Here is a 20,332-nt window from a genome sequence, read left to right on the forward strand (position 1 = left end):
AGCAATAAATCCGGCCACTACTGAATCCTGCGTTTTAAATTTTAGTAATGCTTCAGCGATTCTGCTGACATCATCTTCTATCGCCCCGAGCGGTCGTCCGCTACTTGTTAAAACCCAATATTCAACCCAACCTGATACGATTTTGTATTAGGCAAAGTACTATGATCCACTCCTCTGTCGAAAGATGAGTTAACAGATCCAGAACTTACCTCAGGATCATATCCTGTGTATTTTGTAAACGTTAGAAGGTTTCTTCCTGTAAATACAAGCTGACATCTGTTCAACTTAGGAATGTTGAAAAGTTTGGCAAGGTCAAGACCAAGCGAAACGTTTCTCAATCTCATGAAAGATGCATCTTCAAGGAAGTAATCTTTTGTAGCATTGTTACCTGCACCACTTGCACTACCCCAAAGCGCGTAGTATGCGCTACCATAGTAAGAAGAGAATGCGCCTGTTTTCCCGTTGATTGTAACAGGTTTTTCAAAATCACCACTGATACCGTCACGATACATCCATTCTTTTGTCTGGTTGTAAAGATGGCTTTTGTAAACCCAGTCAAACTGGAAACCAAGTGTCAGGAAATTTTTGTAAGTGAAAGAGTTGATAAACGAAGCGTTGAATTTTGGGTTTGGATTAGTCAAAGCATACGTTTCATTTGTAAACTGGATTTGGTAATTGTCTTTTCTAACCACACGTCCGTCAAATACTTCGTAATTGCCTTCGTTAGCTGCTTCGATGTATCTTGTTCCGTCTTTTCTTTTGAAATCAAGGCTTGTCAAAGCTTTGTAACCATAAAGCTGGCCAATTTGCTGACCACCTGTTAGCACTAAACCTGTACTTCCCGCATTCGATGTAAGGATGATATCCGCACCACCCGCAACCGCATCAATTTTTGAGATCTGATGTCCGAAGTTCGTTGTGAAATCCCATTTGAAAGTTTTAGAGCTGTAAACCGGTAAGTTCAAAGAGAACTGAACACCATTGGACGACATGTCGATTGCGTTAGTCAACTGGCCTGTTGAACCGTTTGATGGTGCTACACTTACAGTGTAAATTACATTAGCGCTTTTACGTTTCCAGTAAGTGAACGAACCGTTGATGTTGTTCAACCAGGGACTTCCTTCAATAGCGTTAAAGGTAAAATCTGTACCAAATTCAGTTTCTTTTGAAACTTCCACCTGTAAGTTTGAATTGTTAGCCGTAGTTGGAATTGTGTAGATCAACTGGCTTCCAAGGTTACGCTGACTTAAAACAGGATATCTGTCGAAAGCACCCGGCTGAATACCCGCTTCACCATATGCTGCTCTCAATTTGAAATAAGGAAGAATGTCAGTTAATCTGGTATTCTTGATAAATGAAAGTGGCAGAATGTGTCCGTCAAAGTGAGGGAATGTAAATGGTTTTGAACCACCACCGAAAGCAGAAGACCAGTCACTTCTGAAACCTGCTGTAATACCCCCGAAATCACCGAAATCTACTTTTTGGTTTACTAAATAACCATAAGTAACAAATGGCTCTTTATAATCTCTGTCAACAGCCTGAGAAGACGTTGCAGACAAGTTAGTAGGAGGAGCAAGTGAAAGACCCAATCCGTAAGTATCGTACTCTTTGTACATTTTGTTACGATAATCGAACGAAACCTGAGTACTTGTCTGGATAGGAACTTTGATATGGAAATCTTTTTCGAAATCTGTTCTGATGTAAGCCGTTGCCAAAAAGTTCTGGAACGTCGAGCTGTATTGCCACTCATCAATTTCACCTAACAAATCAGGAGCATAAGTTCCTACATAGTTGTCGTAGTATTGTGAGTTTGAGTTTTCAGACTGGTTTTTGTAAGTCCATCTTGAATTTTCAGTACGATAGTTGATACCATATTTAGCGTCAAGTTCAAGGAATTTGTTGACGTTATAGTTGGCATCGAAGTTCTGGATAATATCGATTTTGTTATCAATGCTGCTTGCATAAGCCTGGCGGTAATAAGGGTTACCGGCGTTGATACTCAAAAAGTCAGCGGTTTGGTAGCCAGGGTAAGTTCCGTCCGCATTTTTTCTTGTCAAATCGAAGAAAGGAGACGTATTAAGAAAGCTAAAAACACCACCATTGCTACCCAGGGAATTTCCTTTGCCATAATCTTCACCACCAGCACCACCAAGACCTGGTACCAGGTCATTTTTTGTATACACCAATTGTGTGGTAGATCGGATTTTAAATCCTTTAAATAATTCAGTACCTACGTTTACAGTAAGGTTACTTCTGTCAACTGAACCGTTTTTCATTACCGGGCTAACCGTGTGGTTATTTGCAGCCGAGATTGCAAAGTCACTTTTGTCTGATCCGCCTGAAAGGCTAAGGCTATTGTTCAAAGTTGTCCCTGTTTTGAATACTTGTTTGAAATGGTCATAATATTTCAAATTAGCATTGTAAGCCTTGTCAGCAATGTTCAACGGGTTTAACAATGCAAGACGCGCAGCCCCACCATTTGTATATGAGATACCTGAAATAGATCCAATGTCATTGTAATCAAGAACATTTCCTTTTGCATCTACAATATTGTTATTAGCATCAGTCAAATAAGGATGCAATTTTGCTTTGTGAACATCACCTGTGTTCAAAAAAGTGTTAGCAGAATAACTTGTTGAGAAGTTTACAGAAAGAGCACCTTTTTTACCCTTTTTAGTAAAGATCTGAATTACCCCGTTTGCACCCTGTGCTCCATATATAGAAGCAGAAGCCGCACCCTGGATTACCTCAATTCTTTCAACATTACTCAAATCAAGCGAGTTGATATCCGTAGAAGCAAGCTGAACCCCATCCACCATGATCAATGGTTTTGTACCACCTTGTACCGTATTAATACCGCGAAGTACAATGTTTACAGGGTCACCCGGGTTACCTGATACAGATGATATCTGAGCACCCGGAATCTTACCGATCAACGCCTGGTCAATGGATGCAGTTGGTGTCTGTGGTAAATTTTTACCTGAAATACTTTCAACAGAAATACCAAGTTTCGCCTTTGTTGTTGCAACACCACTACCTGTTACCACAACTTCACTAAGCATACGCGCATCCGCAACAAGCTTCACATCCATAATGGCAGAATTTCCAAGCGGAACTTCCTGAGGCAGCATACCTACGAAACTAAAAACCAGTTTCCCCTTGGTAGGAGCCGAAATCTTGTAAGTTCCTTCGGTGTCTGTAGTTGTTCCCACATTTGTACCGCCTACCAGAATGTTAACACCAGGCAGTGGCGATCCGTCGTCAGCAGATGTTACAGTACCCGTAACTTGCCTGTCTTGAGCCCATAGAAGAGATGAGCATGAGCATACCCATAGGATGCTCAGTAGTAAAAATTTCTTCATTCAAATTAGTTAGTTAGGTAGAAATAATACTGCACTGAAAACCAAATTTAATTAAAGAAATAACTAATACAAGCTTCTTCGAAAAGGTTTTTTTTTAGAATATAATTTGCCATAAGTGTCAAATCTGCAATATTTTATTTGCCAAATACCAAAATATTCATTATATACCAATAAATATCACTTAGGTGCAATAAACAAATGCGTATTCACCCTGATTAGACATATTTTTTATTAGTATCTGACAATTAAATCGAAATTAAAAAAATTAAAATTTCTCATTAATTTTAGCGAAAAATAAAATTTCCGCAGAGAATCTATCTATTAGCTCACACCTATTGCAAAATTTTAAAAAAAAACGGCATTATGACTTATTCACAGTTATGTAGTATTTATTAGATTAGTGACATAAAACGTTTTTTCATCATATCATAAAATTACTGATACATATGTAGAATTTCTAAAGACATTCCGACATATCCTATACGTTTAATAGGACGAAACAATCTAAGTATACGCCAGATACATATCGAGAACATATTCGCAAAACAAAACAATCAACAGTATTTTTAATTCAGTCCTACCTTTTGATTTCTATGTTGTAAAAATATTCTTCATTTGAATAATCAATCACATCATTACATATTTTAACCTTTTGTTTTGTCATCTATGAATAAAATATCGATTTATACAGGCGTAATATTTGCCTCCGCGCTCCTACACATTAATGTTATAGCTCAGTCGGGTAAGCCACTATACACAAAACCTGTCGCAGCCCAGGCTTATACTTTCCGATCAAGTTTTCCGAAAGGAATTGAAGCAACCCTCGATACAATTCAATCTCTTGGAATCACCGAATTGGAAGGCGGCCCACAAAAAGGCATGTCTACCGAAGAATTAAGAAAACAGCTGGATAAAAGAAATATAAAAATGCCATCGATCGGAGCAGGCTATGAATCGCTGGTGAGTAATCCACAGGAAACTATTGATAATGCAAAAATCCTGGGAGCCAACTTTGTGATGGTCGCATGGATACCTCATGAAAAAAATAATTTTAATATTGAAACTGCAAAAAAAGCAGTCGCTGATTTTAACAAGGCAGGGAAAATACTGAAAGAAAGCGGTATCACACTTTGTTATCATAACCATGGTTACGAATTTCTTCCTTATGAAAACGGAACACTGTTTGACTATATCGTAAAAAATACAAATCCTGAATATGTTTCCTTTGAAATGGATTTGCTCTGGACCGCCTTTCCAGGCCAGGATCCGGTAGCGTTACTCAATAAATATGGAAATCGCTGGAAACTGATGCACCTTAAAGATTTAAGAAAAGGTGTTAAAGGAGATAATACCGGAGGAACCCCGGTAGAAAATGATGTGGCACTTGGAACAGGGCAGATCAATATTCCGGCTATTTTAAAAGCTGCTAAAAAGGCAGGTATAAAACATTATTTTATTGAAGATGAAAGTCCTTCGTTCATGAAACAAGTGCCTCAAACTATTGCTTATATTAAAGGACTGAAGGAATAACCTTTTGAATTTTCAAAACGGGTGTCCGCAAGCTTTTCTTTAAAGTAGCAGGTATAAAAAAAATCGAATGCCGTATCAAGGTGAGCACTATGATACGGCATTCGATTTTGTTATGTTGTTAGATTCTAATTGGCTTTAATAAAGCGAAGATGGGCGTTCTGATCGCCATGTAACACTTTCACAAAGTAATAACCTTGCCCAAGTTTACCAACATTGATGCGATACGAATTCTGGCCCTGTGTTATGTTGATATTGGAAGTGGACAATTTAATTCCCGCCATGTTATACAGTTCTATCCCACTGCTGCCCGAAGTTTTTGAAGTGAACTGAACATTGACAAAATCAACAGCCGGATTCGGAGAAACAAATGCTTCAGATAACAGATCGAATTTAGCGGAAATAATTCTGCTTTTCGTGAATGTGCCGTCATAATCGATTTGTTTTAATTGATAGTAATTGATTCCGGATTCAGGATTTTCGTCCAGAAAATGATAATCGCCTATTCTTTGCTCCGTCAGCGCGACCTTTCCAATTGTCTGAGATGCGTTTAATTTACTGTCATTAAAACGAATAATCTCAAATCCCTCACCGTTTTTCTCACTCAACACTTTCCAGGAAAGATCTATACCTTTTGAAACAGAAGTAGCCTGAAAACCTGCAACTTCAATTGGAAGCGGTACATTTAAAGCAAAAGCTTTTGCACTTACTGCCGAATTACACGAACCACCCTGTATCTGAAGCTCATAAACCCCGTCGGCCAGAGAAGAATAATTTATTGTTGGACGGTTACTTTGCGGACTGACACTATTTTGGGCAATCATTGTACCTGCTTTCATGATTTTCCAGCTGATAGCATAAACTCCGTCACCGTCAAAAAGGAAATTGAGACTTTGATTTGTAACAGAAGCAATATCCTGCACCACAGGTCCGCGGTTACAATTTATATTAATCACAAAACTTTGAGAACTCACAGTGGAGGTACAATCACCACCTTGTATTTCAAGTGTATAAGTACCATTTACAATATTACCGAAAGTCAAAGCGGCTGTATTAGACGTAAGGGTTCCTGTTTTTCCGCTGGCTAATGATGTGCCTGCACTATTTTTTATGGCCCAGTTAAGAGAAGTAATACCGGTTCCTGCAAAATTTACACTTAGGCCGGTTGAGTTAATATTTGTGATCGAAGAAATTGTCGGTCCGCCTGTACATGCAGGCGCTGTAACCGTGAAAGCCTGGCTGGTAACACTTGATGAACAATCGCCGCCTTCAATTTCCAACGTATAATTTCCCATATCGAGTGAGGCAAAAGACAGATCAACGGTGGTTGCATTTGATAAGGCACCCGTTGTACCTGATCTTACAGTGGTACCATTTGACTTAATTCTCCAGGTAACATTTGGGATATTAGTTCCGGCAAAAGAAAAGCGAAGTGATGTTTTTGTAATATTTGAAATGCCTTGCAAAGTTGGGCCGGATGTGCAGGCCGGCGTTGTTGTAATGAGCGTAGCAGGCAACGGCTCGTTTTTCCAGAAACAGCTGTTTATTTCCTCATGATTTAATGTAAAACCCATGTCAGGGTTCATATAACTTCCATTTTCACCATCAATAGTCTGGTGAATCAATGCCATACTCAATCCATCAAAATTGACAGGATTTCCTTCACGTTGCAAGTTAACTCTCAGGCGGCCATTAATGATTCTTGCATACTGCCTAGATATTACACGATCTCCACCGATGTAGTCACCCAGGAAAAGTTTGTCTGTTATGGGCTTATTATTGCAGCGAATTACATTCCCTATCTGGGGCTGAAGATAGCCATTTGATATGGTGCTCGGATCTTCTTCATTAACACAGCTATTAATTAGATTAGTAGCCTGATCTGGTGGAAAAACACGGATGCCATCTTTATAGACATTATATAGAACCTGACTATTATTGTGAACCTTGGCAGGATTATTCTCCTTCCTGATGTAAACCCGATTTTCAAAAATAACAGTCCAGACTTTTTCATGATTATCCTCCCCCAGCAATTCTCCATCAGTCCAAATTCTCCCACCGCAGCTTACTTGCACTGCGGCTACCCGGTTTGATTGCAGGCTGTCATAAGGTGTTGCCGCCACCAACGAAAAAAACGCACATACATAAAATAATTTTTGTAAAAATTTCATAGTCAAATTAGTGGGAGTTGATAAGTAAAAAAATTAACACAATAAGTTTAAATCAGCTTTCGCTGACGTATGGAAATTGAAAACTGAAATTTCAGGAAATACAGAATTGGACAACATTTGTTAAAAATGTCATTATCAATTCGATACATTAAAACAGGCTAAGCTGTCCTTTGGAGGGATTTATAAAAGCAAATATAAAACTATATGTTAAAATACAATAGAATGTATTCTACAATATACTAGTATACTTTCTACCAGACTCATGTTACAAGCACTAATAGCGCCTGTAACATTATAAAAAATTAGTTTAATATACTCTAACAGAGGACTTAATATATCTCAAGACCTTTGAGAAACACCGAGGGGACAAAATATGAATTTGGAAATTTTTTATTTTTTCGATCTGAATCTAACTCATTTACTCTTCACTCCATTGCTTAACCAACTCATTGGTTTTTTGGAGCCAGTAACGCTTGCCCGCAACGTTCCAGTGGCCATCGCTTTTATGGAACCACTCCGGATGCTTTCGGATCGTTGCCTGCACTGAAATTATGGGCGTTTGTAACAGAGGGTTGTTTTCAACAAGAGAAATCTGATTGTTATGCTCAAATCTGTCGTTTTCGCAGACTGTTACTTTATTGGGGATAAGGCAAAAATAAACTTCGGCGAAACCCCGGCCTTTATAGTAATTTCTAATTGTGTTGATGTGTGTTACAACAGAATCGACAGAGGCCGGTGTAATTTCATGAAACGGAGAAAGAACGCTTTTTTTATCTGCTTCAACACTATAAAAAAGATATTGATGATTTCTCGAAATGATTGCACCGGTATGTGTACGATCAAACCAGGTGAGCATTATACTGGATTTCAGTTCTTTTAGCTTCAAAAACGCATTAAAATTAAATAAAAGAAATTCTATCCGCTGATTAATTTGATCGCCAAATTTATCCCACCAGAAAGAACTCCCGGCTCCTGAGTTTGCCACTTCCGTTTTATAGGTATCACCTTTAATCTGGAAACCTCTTTTGATATATAATGCTTCGTATTCTTTTAATAATCGTTCCTGAATGGTCCTTTCAATGATTTCTACTACCAAAATAGATTTTTTGGCAGTATCCAGTTTTACAGTATCGACATTAACGCCCATCCAGATATGGTAGTTTTTAGCTCCCGCATAATAACTTGTATCCATTGGTGTAAAGCTATCGCCAATCGTATATAAATCAACATCATTGTACTTTACTTTGGGTTTATCGGATTCAACCAAAGACGTATTTTTTGCAAAATCCACTTCTTTAAATTTCAACAAATTAGAAGTATTGTACAGGTCACCAAAGCGGTATTGATCCGGAATCAGGCCTTTGGCAGCGATTTTACGCTGAATTGCAGGTGAAAGACTTACAACGAATATTATTCCGGAAACGAATAATAATGAATATCGGATCAACTTATTAATATATCCCATGGCTTAAAATTGGAAATAGATAAATTGATTGCTTGTGAAAACACCAAACAAATAACAGCAAAAACAGATTAGTGGAAACAAAATCCAGAACAGTCGGGTGTCAGGAATATATCTTGCGAAATATTTATCCTTGATCACTAAAAGAAGAAGCAATCCGAGGGAAAAAATAAACTCCCCAACATTCATAGCAAGATCAGGAAGCCCGTAATCAGAAAGATCAAAGATCTTTTTAATTATTTCAAAAGCTTCGGAAACGCTGTTTGCCCTGAAAAATATCCAGGCAAAAGCAACCAGCAAAAAAGTCCATAAAATATGGAAAATCCTGACAGGCAACGGGCCTCCTTTTCCAACATGTTCGCGTCTGAAGATGGTATGCGTGTTGAAAACTTGTGCCAGGATCAGATAAACACCATGAATACCACCCCAGATAATAAATTTCCAGTCGGCACCGTGCCATAATCCGCTTAATAAAAATACAACGAGAATATTAAAGTAAACTCTGCTTTTTGCCCGCCTGTTTCCTCCCAAGGGAATATAAACGTAATCACGAAACCAGGTGGAAAGTGAAATATGCCAGCGTTTCCAGAATTCCGAGATTTATTCGGCAAAATAAGGTGCGTTGAAATTTGTCATCAGTTTAAAACCCATCACCCGGGCCGTTCCGATGGCAATGTCAGAGTAGCCGGAAAAGTCGCAGTAAATCTGAAAACAGTAGAAAAAAGTGGCAATTAAAAGTGCTGAACCACTTTGATGAGAAACATCTGAATAAGCGACGTCCGTAACCAAAGCAAGTCTGTCCGCGATTACTACCTTTTTGAACATACCCCATGCAATGAGCGTCAATCCCGTTCTTATATTTTCCCAGTCATAATCAAATTTTTCCCGAAACTGCCAAAGCACATTTTGGGGTCTCTCGATAGGGCCCGCTACCAGCTGAGGATAAAAAAGAACGTACAGTGAATATATCCCAAAATTATATTCAGCCTTCTGATTGCCGCGGTAAACTTCAATCGTATAACTCATCGACTGAAAAGTATGAAAAGACAATCCGATCGGAAGAATTAAAGCGGGAAACATTTCCCTGAGCGGAGGCATTTCGTTCTTCTGGCCCATAAGTTGAAGAACGTGCGTTATATTGTTATTCAGAAAATCGAAATATTTGAAAAAGGCCAGAAACCCGACATTGGCAACAAGACTTAATACAAGAAGCAGTAACCTTTTTCGACCTTTTGAGTTTTCAATCCAGATACCGGCAAAGTAGTCTATGACAATGACCACACCGAGAATTATTAAGTAAACCGGAATAAAAGATGCATAAAAGTAAGCACTTGCTGCAAGCAAAAGCACCCATCTAAGTTTCCATGGAATGGTATAATATAGTGTGGTAACGAAAATAAAGAATAGTAAAAAGTGTAATGAATTAAAGAGCATTTGCTTTGTTGTAAATGTTAATATCCAATCCAAATCAAGACAAAACTGCACCAAATTCGGGTTTTACGCGGGGGCAAATATAGAGTTATCTCTTTAAATATCGTATTTCTTTAAATTTAGCACGTATTTTTTCTATTAAAAGGTTACCGAAACAATATTACTATTATAGTCTGACAGCTAACAGGTTGTTTCCCGGAAACTGTTAAAAACTGACAAATCCAAAAATAACAAAGTACCCCTTATCTGCGTATGATTAGATTGAATGTTCACGTTAATTAGTTGCATGAACAACAGATTGTTTTATACTTTGCATAAAAAAGCATTATGGAACCTGCATTATTAAACGAAGTACCATCGCTGGACCTGGCAGACTACACCTCGGGAGATGCGACAACAAAGGAAAAATTTGTGGCGGACCTGGGCTCTGCCTTTACCAATATAGGATTTGTTGCGATCAAAAACCATGGCCTCAGCGATGATCTGAGAATAAAACTCTATGACGCCGTTCAGCGTTTTTTCTTTTTACCGGAAGCTGAAAAGAAGAAATACGAACATCCTGAATTATTTGGTCAACGCGGATATATCAGTAAAGGAAAAGAAACCGCGAAAGGTTTTAAGGTCGCTGATCTTAAAGAATTTTATCACATAGGACAGCCGGAACCTGTGGGTGACATGGCATCCAATATTTTCCCTGACGAATTCCCGGAATTTGAAAAATATACCACAGAAGTGTACAGAACTTTTGAAAACGCCGGTAAAACCTTGCTGAAAGCCATCGCAATTTACCTCGGTCTGGAAGAAGATTTCTTTGAAGATAAAGTTAAAAATGGCGACAGTATTCTTCGTGCACTTCATTATTTCCCGATTGAGAATCCTGATCTGGTGCCAGAGGGAGCCGTTCGTGCAGCTGCACATGGTGATATTAACCTGATCACATTACTAATGGGAGCCAGTGCCGAAGGACTTGAAGTTTTACGTCGTGATGGGAAATGGATTGCCATTACTGCCCTGCCGGATCAGATTGTTGTAAATGTGGGCGATATGCTGGACCGCCTTACCAATCACAAATTAAAGTCGACCATTCACCGGGTTGTAAATCCGTCGCGTGAAAAAATGGGAACTTCACGTTTCTCAATACCTTTCTTCATGCATCCAAGAGCTGACATGAATCTGGCTTGCCTGGAAAGCTGCGTAAGTGCTGAATTCCCCAAAATGTATGTAAATATGACCGCAGGCGAATTTCTGGATGAGCGTTTGCGTGAATTGGGACTAAAAAAATAATCACAGTTCGCATAAAGCAATGTCCACATTTGAATATGGACAATGGCAAATCACAAACTGGCTTATCCTGAACCCTTTATCAAAAATACCTTTGAGTAACCCCATCCGCAGGTTTCGTTATATCATTTATCTTTTGGACATCCTTTTGCTATCGTTTACGGCATTTGGAGGCCCGCAGGTACATCTTATGATGATGATCGAAAGGCTGGTCAAGAAAAGAAGATATATCACCGAAGAAGAACTACTTGAATTACAGGCACTTTGCCAGATTCTTCCCGGCCCTAGTTCCACACAAACAGTTACAGCCATTGGCCTGAAAATTGGTGGTCAGCCTTTGGCTTATCTTAGTTTGCTGGTGTGGTCATTACCAGCGATGTTCCTGATGACGCTTGCTGCAATCGGTGTTCACCTTTTGGAACAGAAGAAAATCTCACTTTCCTTTACCCGTTTTGTGGGCCCGATGGCCGTTGCGTTTTTGATGCATGGAGCTTATGCCATTGCCCGAAAAGTAATCCATAATTTGCAGGGATGGAGTTTTCTTATCATTTCTACGATTTTGGCCTATTTATTCCCATCGCCTTATATGACGCCGCTTCTTATCGTTTCCGGCGGTGTAGCGGCATCTTTAAATTTCAGGCAGCATGAAAAAATGGAAAGAGGCCCGATTAAAATCACCTGGCGGCCACTCATTTTCTGGATATCCGTTTTGCTGGTGGCAGCCGGGATTGGTACGGTTACAAAATCTTTACCGGTTCGGCTTTTCGAGAATTTTTATCGTAACGGAAGTATGGTTTTCGGCGGTGGGCAGGTTTTGATTCCAATCCTTTATAATGAGTTTGTTGAATTTAAACATTACCTGACGGACCAGGAATTTCTTTCCGGAATGGCTTTGACACAGGTAGTTCCAGGCCCTGTTTTTTCGGTCGCTACGTATGTCGGAAGTTTGTCGATGCAATCTTATGGCATAACGGGACAAATAATTGGCGGCTTTGTTTCAACAGCCGGCATTTTTTTACCGGGAACATTTTTTATCTTTTTCGCCTATCCAATTTGGGGACAATTAAAAAAATACCGCGGAATCCGTGCTTCTCTGGACGGCCTTCATGCCACAAGCTGCGGACTTACTATTGCCGCCGCGATATCACTTTTTGAACCAATGGCCGTCGACTGGCAGTCGGTACTTACGGTTGCTATTACATTATTGATTCTCTTTTTTACCAAAATCCCCTCCTACCTGCTCATCATTCTGGGGCTTCTTCTGGGATTATTTATTTCTTAATTACAATCCGAAGGCAGGCTTTCGGCATCCAATCTAATAAATCATAAGCTTTGTTTTAATCCATTTGTTTTCCAAACTTTGGACACTTGATCCCATTCTTTTCCATTTCATGAAAAAAGCTATAATTTTCTTCGTTTTTCACCTTTCGTTATTCGCTTTCAGCCTTACAAAAGCCCAGATTACGACGCCGCCTCAATTTTTAAATAAAAACCGGCAGTGGGTAGATTCCGTTTTTGCCACCTTAACGCCGGATGAACGAATTTCACAACTGATCATGGTTGCCGCAGTTTCGGATGTGAAACGAGCGGTGATTGATCCCAAAACCAGTAATCCTGCTTTTATAGAAAAACTGATCCGTGAAAATAAAATCGGGGGAATAGTATTTTTTCAGGGCGGACCTGTACCGCAAGCGAAGCTGACCAATTATTACCAGTCCATCTCGAAAGTTCCGCTGCTGGTAGCCATGGATGCAGAATTTGGTTTAGCCATGCGCATTGACAGTACTGTTCGTTATCCCTATCAAATGACGCTGGGCGCAATTCAGGGAAATGATGATTTAATTTATCTAATGGGGAAACAAGTTGCGCAGCAGGCCAAACGCCTGGGTATGCATATCAATTTTGCACCTGTTGCCGATGTCAACAACAATCCCGACAATCCCGTTATCAGCTTCCGTTCTTTTGGAGAGAACAAATATAAAGTTGCCGAAAAAGCACTTGCCTATATGAAAGGAATGCAGGATAATGGTTTATTAACCAGCGCCAAGCATTTTCCCGGCCACGGTGACACCGGTACAGATTCTCATTTTGACCTTCCGGTGATTCCACATAATCTTACAAGACTTGATACGCTTGAACTTTATCCCTTCAAAGTTTTAATGAACAATGGTTTGAGCGGCATGATGATCGCGCATCTTAGTATTCCTGCATTAGATAATACCCCGAATTTACCATCAACCTTATCTAAACCAATTGTTACAGATTTGCTTCGGACCAAATTGGGATTTCAGGGTTTGATATTTTCCGACGCCATGAATATGAAAGGTGTAACGAAATATTTCGCTGACGGCAAAGCGGATGCAATGGGAATAGAAGCCGGCATGGATGTTTTGGAATTTACAGAAGATGTTTCCAAAGCAGTCGCCGAAATCAAAAAAAGTATTGCCGAAGGAAAAATAACACAGGCAGAAATTGATTTTCGCTGTAAAAAAGTCCTGGAAGCAAAAGCCTGGGTTGGTTTAAATCATTACAAACCGGTCGATCTTACTAACTTATACGAAGATCTTAATCCAAAATCAGCTGAATTGACAAATCGTTTGCTGACTGAAAAAGCATTAACAATTTTGAAAAATGATGGAAATGTTCTTCCACTGCGAGAAATTGATACAATGAAAATTGCTTCGATTTCTCTCGGCGCTGATACAATCACTACTTTCCAGAAAACGCTCGACCTGTATACCAAGGTTGATCATTATTATATTCCGTCAAAAGCGACACCGGCGCAAATGGAAATCGTTCGGGCTAAGTTGAAAGACTATAATATACTTCTGGTTGGCGTGCATTTGGGTAGTATTTCTCCAAAAGTGAATTACGGATTGACCGACCAGATGAGCTCCATGCTGCAGGAATTAATGGCCACAAAAAAGGCTGTAATTTCGATTTTTGGCAATCCTTATGTTTTAAACAAAATACCAAACGCTGAAAATGCCAAAGCGCTGGTAATGGCTTATCAGCTTACGCCTTATACCCAGGATTTATCAGCCCAGCTTATTTTTGGCGCAATTCCGGCAAAAGGGAAATTACCGGTTACCGTTAATACTCAATTTCCTTATCTGGCCGGAATTGAAACGCAGGCTTTGGGACGATTAAAATATACCATTCCGGAAGAACTTGGTTTGGATTCCAAACTGATAACCTTTAAAATTGATTCGATTGCAAACCTGGCTATTAATGAAAAGGCAACGCCTGGCTGTGTTGTTCAACTTGCCAAAGATGGAAAAGTTTTTTTCAGAAAAGCATATGGAAAACATACGTATGAAGGAACTGCCAATGTAAAACTGAACGATTTATATGACCTGGCTTCGGTAACGAAAATCACGGCTTCAACACTTGCCTTGATGAGTTTGTACGATCAGAAGAAATTTGATCTGGACGCGACGATGAAAGATTATCTTCCGGATTTCAAAAAATCAAATAAAGCAGATCTGACATGGCGCAGGGTTTTGACGCATAGCGCCCGTTTGAAATCTTATATCATGTTCTGGAAAGAGGCAAAAAATCCGGATGGAACACTAAAAAAACAAGTTTTCAGTACCAAACAGTCATCCAAATATCCGACGTCCGTTGTAGGTGACAGTCTTTTTATTCGTAAAAACTACGTTAAAAAGCTTTACAAAGGCATCAAGGATTCTCCGCTTAATAAGGATGAAGGCTATGTGTACAGCGATTTGTCTTTCCTTCTTTATCCGAAAATCGTAAAAAGCCTAACCGGTGTTGAGTTTGAAGATTATCTAAAAAATAACTTTTACAGCAAACTGGGTGCGACTACGTTAACTTTCAATCCAAAACGTTTTTACAAACTGGAAGATATCGTTCCTTCGGAAAGGGACACATTTTTCCGTCAGACTTTAATTCACGGTCAGGTTCATGACGAAGCGGCTGCGATGATGGGAGGACTGAGCGGTCATGCGGGACTTTTTGGAGATGCAAATGATGTAATGAAAGTTTGGCAAATGTATTTGCAAAATGGTTATTATGGCGGTCAACAGTTACTAAGCAAGGATGCTTTATTTGAATTTACACGTTATCAATATCCGGAAATGGGTAGTCGCCGTGGACTTGGATTTGACAAACCAACGTTTAAATATTCAGGAAACGCGCCAAAATATGCACATCCGATGAGTTTTGGCCATACTGGTTTTACCGGGATTATGGTTTGGGCTGACCCGTCCAATAACCTGAATTATGTATTTCTTTCAAACCGGGTTTACCCAACCAGAGAAAATCCAAAAATCTCCCAGCTTAATATCAGAACGGCGATCATGGACGTTGTTTATGAGGCTTTGAGAAATAAATAAAATAACTTTTTACAATTATTTTGGAGGAGGTCCTATGGCCTCCTCTGCTGTTTTTAAATCAATTAGTGCTATATTTGAATAGAAAAATTAATGATTTTGTTATGAAACGCTACTGATAATGTTAAATATCGTTGAAAGTTATATTGAGCTAAAAAAAAATATGGCCACACTGATTAACAAGTCTGGTTATAAAAATGCTTATCTGGCAGAACAAATTGGAATTCCTGCACCCACATTCAGCGTAAAAAAGCAAAGAGGTAATTGGACCGAAACAGAAATTCAAAAAATACTTGCCATTATCGAGAATGAAAGGCTGGAAGATTTTTTTATGCTTGAACTTATGCGGAGCGAAAAAGATGAACCTCGCTTTCCGGTTTCAGACTTGAAAAAGAGTCTCGGATGGTAGTCGAGTTTGTTAAAAGATTTGAAAAGGAATTAAAAAATGCTCCGAGAGATATTCAAAAAAGAGTAATCTTAATCGTTGAAAAACTCCAGGCCGCAAGTTCCCTTGAAACGGCCGAAGTTGATTATAAAAAAATGGAAGGTCAAAAACCGGGTGAAAGTTATTACCGCATAAGAGTTGGAGACTGGCGCATCGGAGTCGAATATATTAATCCCGATATTACATTATTAAGATTACTCAGTCGAGGTACTGTTTATAAGAATTTCCCACCAAAATAAATTACCTAATTTTTGTTCAATTCAGGAAAATTATCAAATCTGATAACTTTCTAATATACTATTTTACCAAATGAAATATTTCCTTGCACTCCTGCTTACATCGTTATTATTCAACTCATTTGCCCAAAACCTCACTCCTTCTCCTGAAAACATTTCAAAACATGTTAATTTCTTGGCTTCCGACAAAATGAAAGGGCGTGGAACTGGCAGTAAGGAAAATTTCAAAGCTGCGGAATATGTCATCAAACAGTTCAAAAAATATGATCTAAAACCGCTGGGAACGGATGGATTTAAACAACCTTTTACTGCCAAAGTAAAACGAGTGCTCGTTCCGGACAGTTTAAGAAAAACGGAGAATATCATTGGCTTTCTTGACAATGGCGCTGAGTACACGATTGTAATCGGAGCACACTTTGATCATCTCGGTATTGGAAAACAGGGAAGTTCCAAAGATGATCATCCTGAGGGGAAAATTCACAATGGAGCGGATGATAACGCTTCCGGCGTAGCGGGATTGATTGAACTGGCACGTTATTTTTCAGGTAACAATGTCAAGGAGCCTTACAATTTTCTTTTCATCGCGTTTGGTGCTGAGGAACTGGGACTTCTGGGATCAAAACATTTTGTAAACAATCCCACACTGCCATTAAGCAAGATTAATTTCATGTGTAATATGGACATGATCGGGCGTTATAACCCGGATCGGGGTGTAGGAATTGGCGGCGTTGGTACCAGTCCGCAGTGGTCTGGAATTTTCGAGAAAGTTAAAGGTAATGTCAAGTTTTTTACGGATACTGCCGGAAGCGGAGGATCGGATCATGGATCGTTTTACGCGAAACAAATTCCGGTTCTGTTTTTTCATACGGGAGGCCATGACGACTATCACAAACCTTCGGACGACCCGGAAAAAGTGGATGTAAAATCAGAAGCTGGTATTCTTAATGTTGAAATAAAACTCATTGAAAACGCCATAAAATTGCCAAAACTGGAATTTACCGAAGTCAAATAATATGTTTTGATCCATTGATATTGATAACATAAATAAACTGTGAACCTTTAACTATTCAGGATTTGTTCGGATTTGTTGCACCCTCAGTTACTTTTGGTCAATCACTGACATCTCCGGAAGAGTTGTTTGGCTCGTTGTTTAACGATATTCAAAACAGTCATATTTTTAGTGACTCCAAAACCTTTGCCGACTGTATTCCTACGGAAGATCCGGTATTGATCATTGAAAGATATTATCAGCAAAAAAATGATCCTGATTTCAACCTGAAAGATTTTGTTATGCAGAATTTCAGGATTCCCGCAGAAATCAAGGTTGATTATGTGACGGACAATACGCTGACAACAGAAGAACATATCCGTAAATTGTGGCCATACCTTACCCGCCAGCCAGAAGATCAGGAGCGGGGCGGTTCGCTGATTCCTTTACCGCTGCCCTACGTGGTACCAGGCGGCCGTTTTCGGGAAATTTATTATTGGGACAGCTACTTTACAATGCTCGGCTTGAAAGAATGTGGACGGGTTGATCTGATCGAAAATATGATCAACAACTTTGCTTATCTTATTAACACTTTTGGTCACGTTCCTACCGGAAACCGGACTTATTATCTGAGCAGGTCTCAGCCTCCGTTCTTTTCATTGATGGTGAGATTGTACAGCGAGATGGAAGGCAAAAAAATCCTGAAAAAATATTTGCCCCAAATGAGAAAAGAGTACGACTACTGGATGGATGAAGGAAACTGCGAAAGTGGTGACTTTAATTGTAACCGTCGTGTTGTTCGCTTTCCAGATGGTGTTTTATTGAACAGATATTGGGATGATAAGGCCACACCAAGGCCGGAAGCTTTCCGGGAAGATGTAGAACTGGCCGAGGAAGCTTTTGAAAAACATGACGTATCCAGAGAATCAATTTATCGTCACATACGAGCAGCCGCAGAGTCTGGCTGGGATTTTAGCACAAGGTGGTTTGCGGATGAAAACGATTTTTCTACCATTCAAACAACTGATATACTTCCGGTTGACTTGAATTGCTTAATGCATCATTTGGAAAAAACATTGGCCGAAGCTTATTTGTTAAACGAAGAATTTGAATGTTACCAGGATTTTGAGTTGCGGGCAAAAAAACGTTGTGAAGCGATTGATACCTATTTCTGGGACAGCACCCGGAATTATTATATGGATTACAATTTCGCAAAAAAAGAGCAATCAAAAGCAGTAACGTTGGCTGGAGCCTTTCCTTTATTTTTTAAACTGGCAGGCAAACAGCAGTCGCATTATGTTCGGGCTTATATCCGTCTCAATTTTATGCGTTCAGGCGGTTTGCTTACGACGGGATTAAAAAGCGGACAACAATGGGATGCGCCAAACGGCTGGGCACCGCTGCAATGGATTACTTACAAAGGTCTGCGCAATTATAATTTTCATAAAACAGCTAATGAACTGAGTGACGAATGGCTTTCTTTGAATGAAAAGGAATTTAAGCGTACAGGCAAAATGATGGAAAAATACAACGTTTCGGATACGAATCTGGAAGCTGGCGGTGGAGAATACGATGTTCAGGAAGGTTTTGGCTGGACAAACGGCGTATATTTACGTATGAAAAACAGGAGAAAATAAATATGTCTGTCCTTTTTAAGTCAACTATTCATCATCTTGAACACCTGGCCGGAACAAGGTATTTACTCGTTCCCAATGAAATTGTTGAAAAGCTTGGCGGCTCATTTTCTGTCCGGCTCTGGTGCACTGTAAATGAAAAAGTAAAATGGCAATGTGGTTTGGTTGCTTTGGGTACTGGCGATGCTTACATCAGTATCAATGCACAGCGGATCAAACAATTAAAAGCGAAAGAAGGTGAGTCATTGACAGTGGCTCTGGAAATAGATGATAGTGAATACGGCCTGGAAGTACCCGAAGAATTGAAAGAATTACTGGACCAGGACGATGAAGGAAACAGACGTTTCAATCTGCTGGTTGCCGGAAAACGACGTTTTATCATTCGTCATATTACAGCGGTCAAAAGCAGTCAGCTGCGAATTGAGCGTGCTGTGACATTAATTGAAAATCTTAAAAGATTACCGGCAGGAAAAGAAAGTTTTAAAGAAATTCTGGGCAAATAAGTTCCAACCAGAATTAGGGCATAATTTATCTGATTTTAATATTAATCTTGAAAAATTCCATACCCGACTACGTTTAATCGAAAAAAAAATTAATACCTTGGAATAAATTAACACCTCGAGCCCAATTACATGAAACTTAATATATACCAAATAGACGCATTTACGGATCAGCTTTTCTCAGGAAATCCTGCCGCGGTAATACCGTTGGAAAACTGGCTTCCGGATGAAACACTTCAAAGTATTGCAGCCGAAAATAACCTTGCTGAGACTGCTTTTTACGTTCCAACTGAAAATGGATTTCACATTCGCTGGTTCACACCAATACTGGAAGTGGAACTTTGTGGACATGCCACTTTGGCTGCTGGTTACGTGATCTTTAACATCCAGGGCTACAAAGGTGATCTTATCAAATTCGAATCGCTTAGCGGAGAGTTAACTGTACATTGTAAAGACAACTGGCTGACGCTGAATTTCCCTATCGACCCCTACCATATTGCTGTACCGCCTCCTGCCCTGATGGAAGGATTAAGCGACGCTACGATTTTGGAAGTTTATAAAGGAAAAACGGATTACATGGTTGTTCTTGATACCGAAGCAGAAGTGCGTGACCTTGATTTTGATATAATCGTACTTTCTACGATCCCGGCACGTGGCATTATTGTTACGGCACCTGGTGACGATGTTGATTTTGTGTCACGGTTTTTCGCTCCGCAATCCGGTGTTGATGAAGATCCTGTAACCGGTTCTGCACATACAACACTGATCCCTTATTGGGCTGAAAAACTTTCTAAAACAGACCTCACTGCAAAACAGCTTTCAAAACGCGGCGGCTTTTTGAAATGTGATCTGGATGGCGACCGCGTCAATATTGGCGGGCAGGCTCGCCTTTATTTGAAAGGTGAAATCGAGACCGAATAATTCGATTTAACATAATTCT

Annotated in this window: 13 protein-coding genes and 1 pseudogene; 10 read left to right on the top strand and 4 right to left on the bottom strand. The window is 39.6% G+C overall.

Annotated features, from left to right (window positions below; translation table 11 throughout):
* Nucleotides 1-107: 107 nt before the first annotated feature.
* A complete protein-coding gene (locus FDK13_RS09120; RefSeq protein ID WP_137339656.1) occupies nt 108-3,362 on the bottom strand; it encodes a SusC/RagA family TonB-linked outer membrane protein in 3,255 nt (1,084 codons plus the stop codon).
* A gap of 666 nt (nt 3,363-4,028) precedes the next feature.
* Here FDK13_RS09120 and FDK13_RS09125 point away from each other — a divergent pair.
* Nucleotides 4,029-4,892, top strand: coding sequence for a sugar phosphate isomerase/epimerase family protein (locus tag FDK13_RS09125; protein WP_137339657.1), 864 nt, complete (start codon nt 4,029-4,031; stop codon nt 4,890-4,892).
* Between the two features lie 125 nt (nt 4,893-5,017).
* Here the strand turns inward: FDK13_RS09125 and FDK13_RS09130 are convergent, their stop codons facing one another.
* The 3 genes and pseudogenes from FDK13_RS09130 to FDK13_RS09140 form a co-directional block, all read right to left on the bottom strand.
* A complete protein-coding gene (locus FDK13_RS09130; protein WP_137339658.1) occupies nt 5,018-7,060 on the bottom strand; it encodes a T9SS type A sorting domain-containing protein in 2,043 nt (680 codons plus the stop codon).
* A gap of 418 nt (nt 7,061-7,478) precedes the next feature.
* Entirely contained in the window at nt 7,479-8,525 is a 1,047-nt protein-coding gene (locus FDK13_RS09135) for a hypothetical protein (RefSeq protein WP_137339659.1), read from the bottom strand.
* Nucleotides 8,526-8,528: 3 nt separating this feature from the next.
* A pseudogene (locus FDK13_RS09140) lies at nt 8,529-9,956 on the bottom strand (MBOAT family O-acyltransferase).
* A 324-nt stretch (nt 9,957-10,280) separates the two neighbouring features.
* Between FDK13_RS09140 and FDK13_RS09145 the strand changes: the two are divergent.
* From FDK13_RS09145 to FDK13_RS09185, 9 genes are all read left to right on the top strand, one after another.
* The gene (locus tag FDK13_RS09145; protein WP_137339660.1) at nt 10,281-11,237 is read left to right on the top strand and encodes an isopenicillin N synthase family dioxygenase; all 957 of its coding nucleotides are present in this window, start codon (nt 10,281-10,283) and stop codon (nt 11,235-11,237) included.
* A 19-nt stretch (nt 11,238-11,256) separates the two neighbouring features.
* Entirely contained in the window at nt 11,257-12,516 is a 1,260-nt protein-coding gene (gene chrA, locus FDK13_RS09150) for a chromate efflux transporter (RefSeq protein WP_137339661.1), read from the top strand.
* Nucleotides 12,517-12,625: 109 nt separating this feature from the next.
* On the top strand, nt 12,626-15,592 hold the full coding sequence (locus tag FDK13_RS09155) for a serine hydrolase domain-containing protein (RefSeq protein WP_137339662.1): 2,967 nt from the start codon (nt 12,626-12,628) through the stop codon (nt 15,590-15,592).
* A gap of 118 nt (nt 15,593-15,710) precedes the next feature.
* The gene (locus FDK13_RS09160) at nt 15,711-15,998 is read left to right on the top strand and encodes a hypothetical protein (RefSeq protein ID WP_137339663.1); all 288 of its coding nucleotides are present in this window, start codon (nt 15,711-15,713) and stop codon (nt 15,996-15,998) included.
* Complete coding sequence (locus FDK13_RS09165) at nt 15,992-16,273, top strand: type II toxin-antitoxin system RelE family toxin (RefSeq protein ID WP_137339664.1); 282 nt, start codon at nt 15,992-15,994, stop codon at nt 16,271-16,273. Before FDK13_RS09160 ends, FDK13_RS09165 begins: the two co-directional genes overlap by 7 nt.
* Before the next feature lie 70 nt (nt 16,274-16,343).
* Nucleotides 16,344-17,282, top strand: a complete 939-nt coding sequence (locus tag FDK13_RS09170) for a M20/M25/M40 family metallo-hydrolase (RefSeq protein ID WP_137339665.1) — start codon at nt 16,344-16,346, stop codon at nt 17,280-17,282.
* 62 nt (nt 17,283-17,344) lie between these two features.
* Nucleotides 17,345-18,895: an alpha,alpha-trehalase TreA gene (treA, locus tag FDK13_RS09175; RefSeq protein WP_137339666.1), complete on the top strand. Its 1,551-nt coding sequence runs from the start codon at nt 17,345-17,347 to the stop codon at nt 18,893-18,895.
* A gap of 2 nt (nt 18,896-18,897) precedes the next feature.
* A complete protein-coding gene (locus tag FDK13_RS09180) occupies nt 18,898-19,395 on the top strand; it encodes a YdeI/OmpD-associated family protein (RefSeq protein ID WP_137339667.1) in 498 nt (165 codons plus the stop codon).
* Between the two features lie 129 nt (nt 19,396-19,524).
* On the top strand, nt 19,525-20,313 hold the full coding sequence (locus FDK13_RS09185; protein WP_137339668.1) for a PhzF family protein: 789 nt from the start codon (nt 19,525-19,527) through the stop codon (nt 20,311-20,313).
* Nucleotides 20,314-20,332 lie beyond the last annotated feature (19 nt).

This window comes from Dyadobacter frigoris, assembly GCF_005280585.1.
GTDB classification, from domain to species: domain Bacteria; phylum Bacteroidota; class Bacteroidia; order Cytophagales; family Spirosomataceae; genus Dyadobacter; species Dyadobacter frigoris.

Coding starts and splice junctions, on each gene's coding strand:
- FDK13_RS09120 (WP_137339656.1), bottom strand. CDS start 3,362: ATGAAGAAATTTTTACTACTGAGCATCCTATGGGTATGCTCATGCTCA.
- FDK13_RS09125 (WP_137339657.1), top strand. CDS start 4,029: ATGAATAAAATATCGATTTATACAGGCGTAATATTTGCCTCCGCGCTC.
- FDK13_RS09130 (WP_137339658.1), bottom strand. CDS start 7,060: ATGAAATTTTTACAAAAATTATTTTATGTATGTGCGTTTTTTTCGTTG.
- FDK13_RS09135 (WP_137339659.1), bottom strand. CDS start 8,525: ATGGGATATATTAATAAGTTGATCCGATATTCATTATTATTCGTTTCC.
- FDK13_RS09145 (WP_137339660.1), top strand. CDS start 10,281: ATGGAACCTGCATTATTAAACGAAGTACCATCGCTGGACCTGGCAGAC.
- chrA (WP_137339661.1), top strand. CDS start 11,257: ATGTCCACATTTGAATATGGACAATGGCAAATCACAAACTGGCTTATC.
- FDK13_RS09155 (WP_137339662.1), top strand. CDS start 12,626: ATGAAAAAAGCTATAATTTTCTTCGTTTTTCACCTTTCGTTATTCGCT.
- FDK13_RS09160 (WP_137339663.1), top strand. CDS start 15,711: ATGTTAAATATCGTTGAAAGTTATATTGAGCTAAAAAAAAATATGGCC.
- FDK13_RS09165 (WP_137339664.1), top strand. CDS start 15,992: ATGGTAGTCGAGTTTGTTAAAAGATTTGAAAAGGAATTAAAAAATGCT.
- FDK13_RS09170 (WP_137339665.1), top strand. CDS start 16,344: ATGAAATATTTCCTTGCACTCCTGCTTACATCGTTATTATTCAACTCA.
- FDK13_RS09180 (WP_137339667.1), top strand. CDS start 18,898: ATGTCTGTCCTTTTTAAGTCAACTATTCATCATCTTGAACACCTGGCC.
- FDK13_RS09185 (WP_137339668.1), top strand. CDS start 19,525: ATGAAACTTAATATATACCAAATAGACGCATTTACGGATCAGCTTTTC.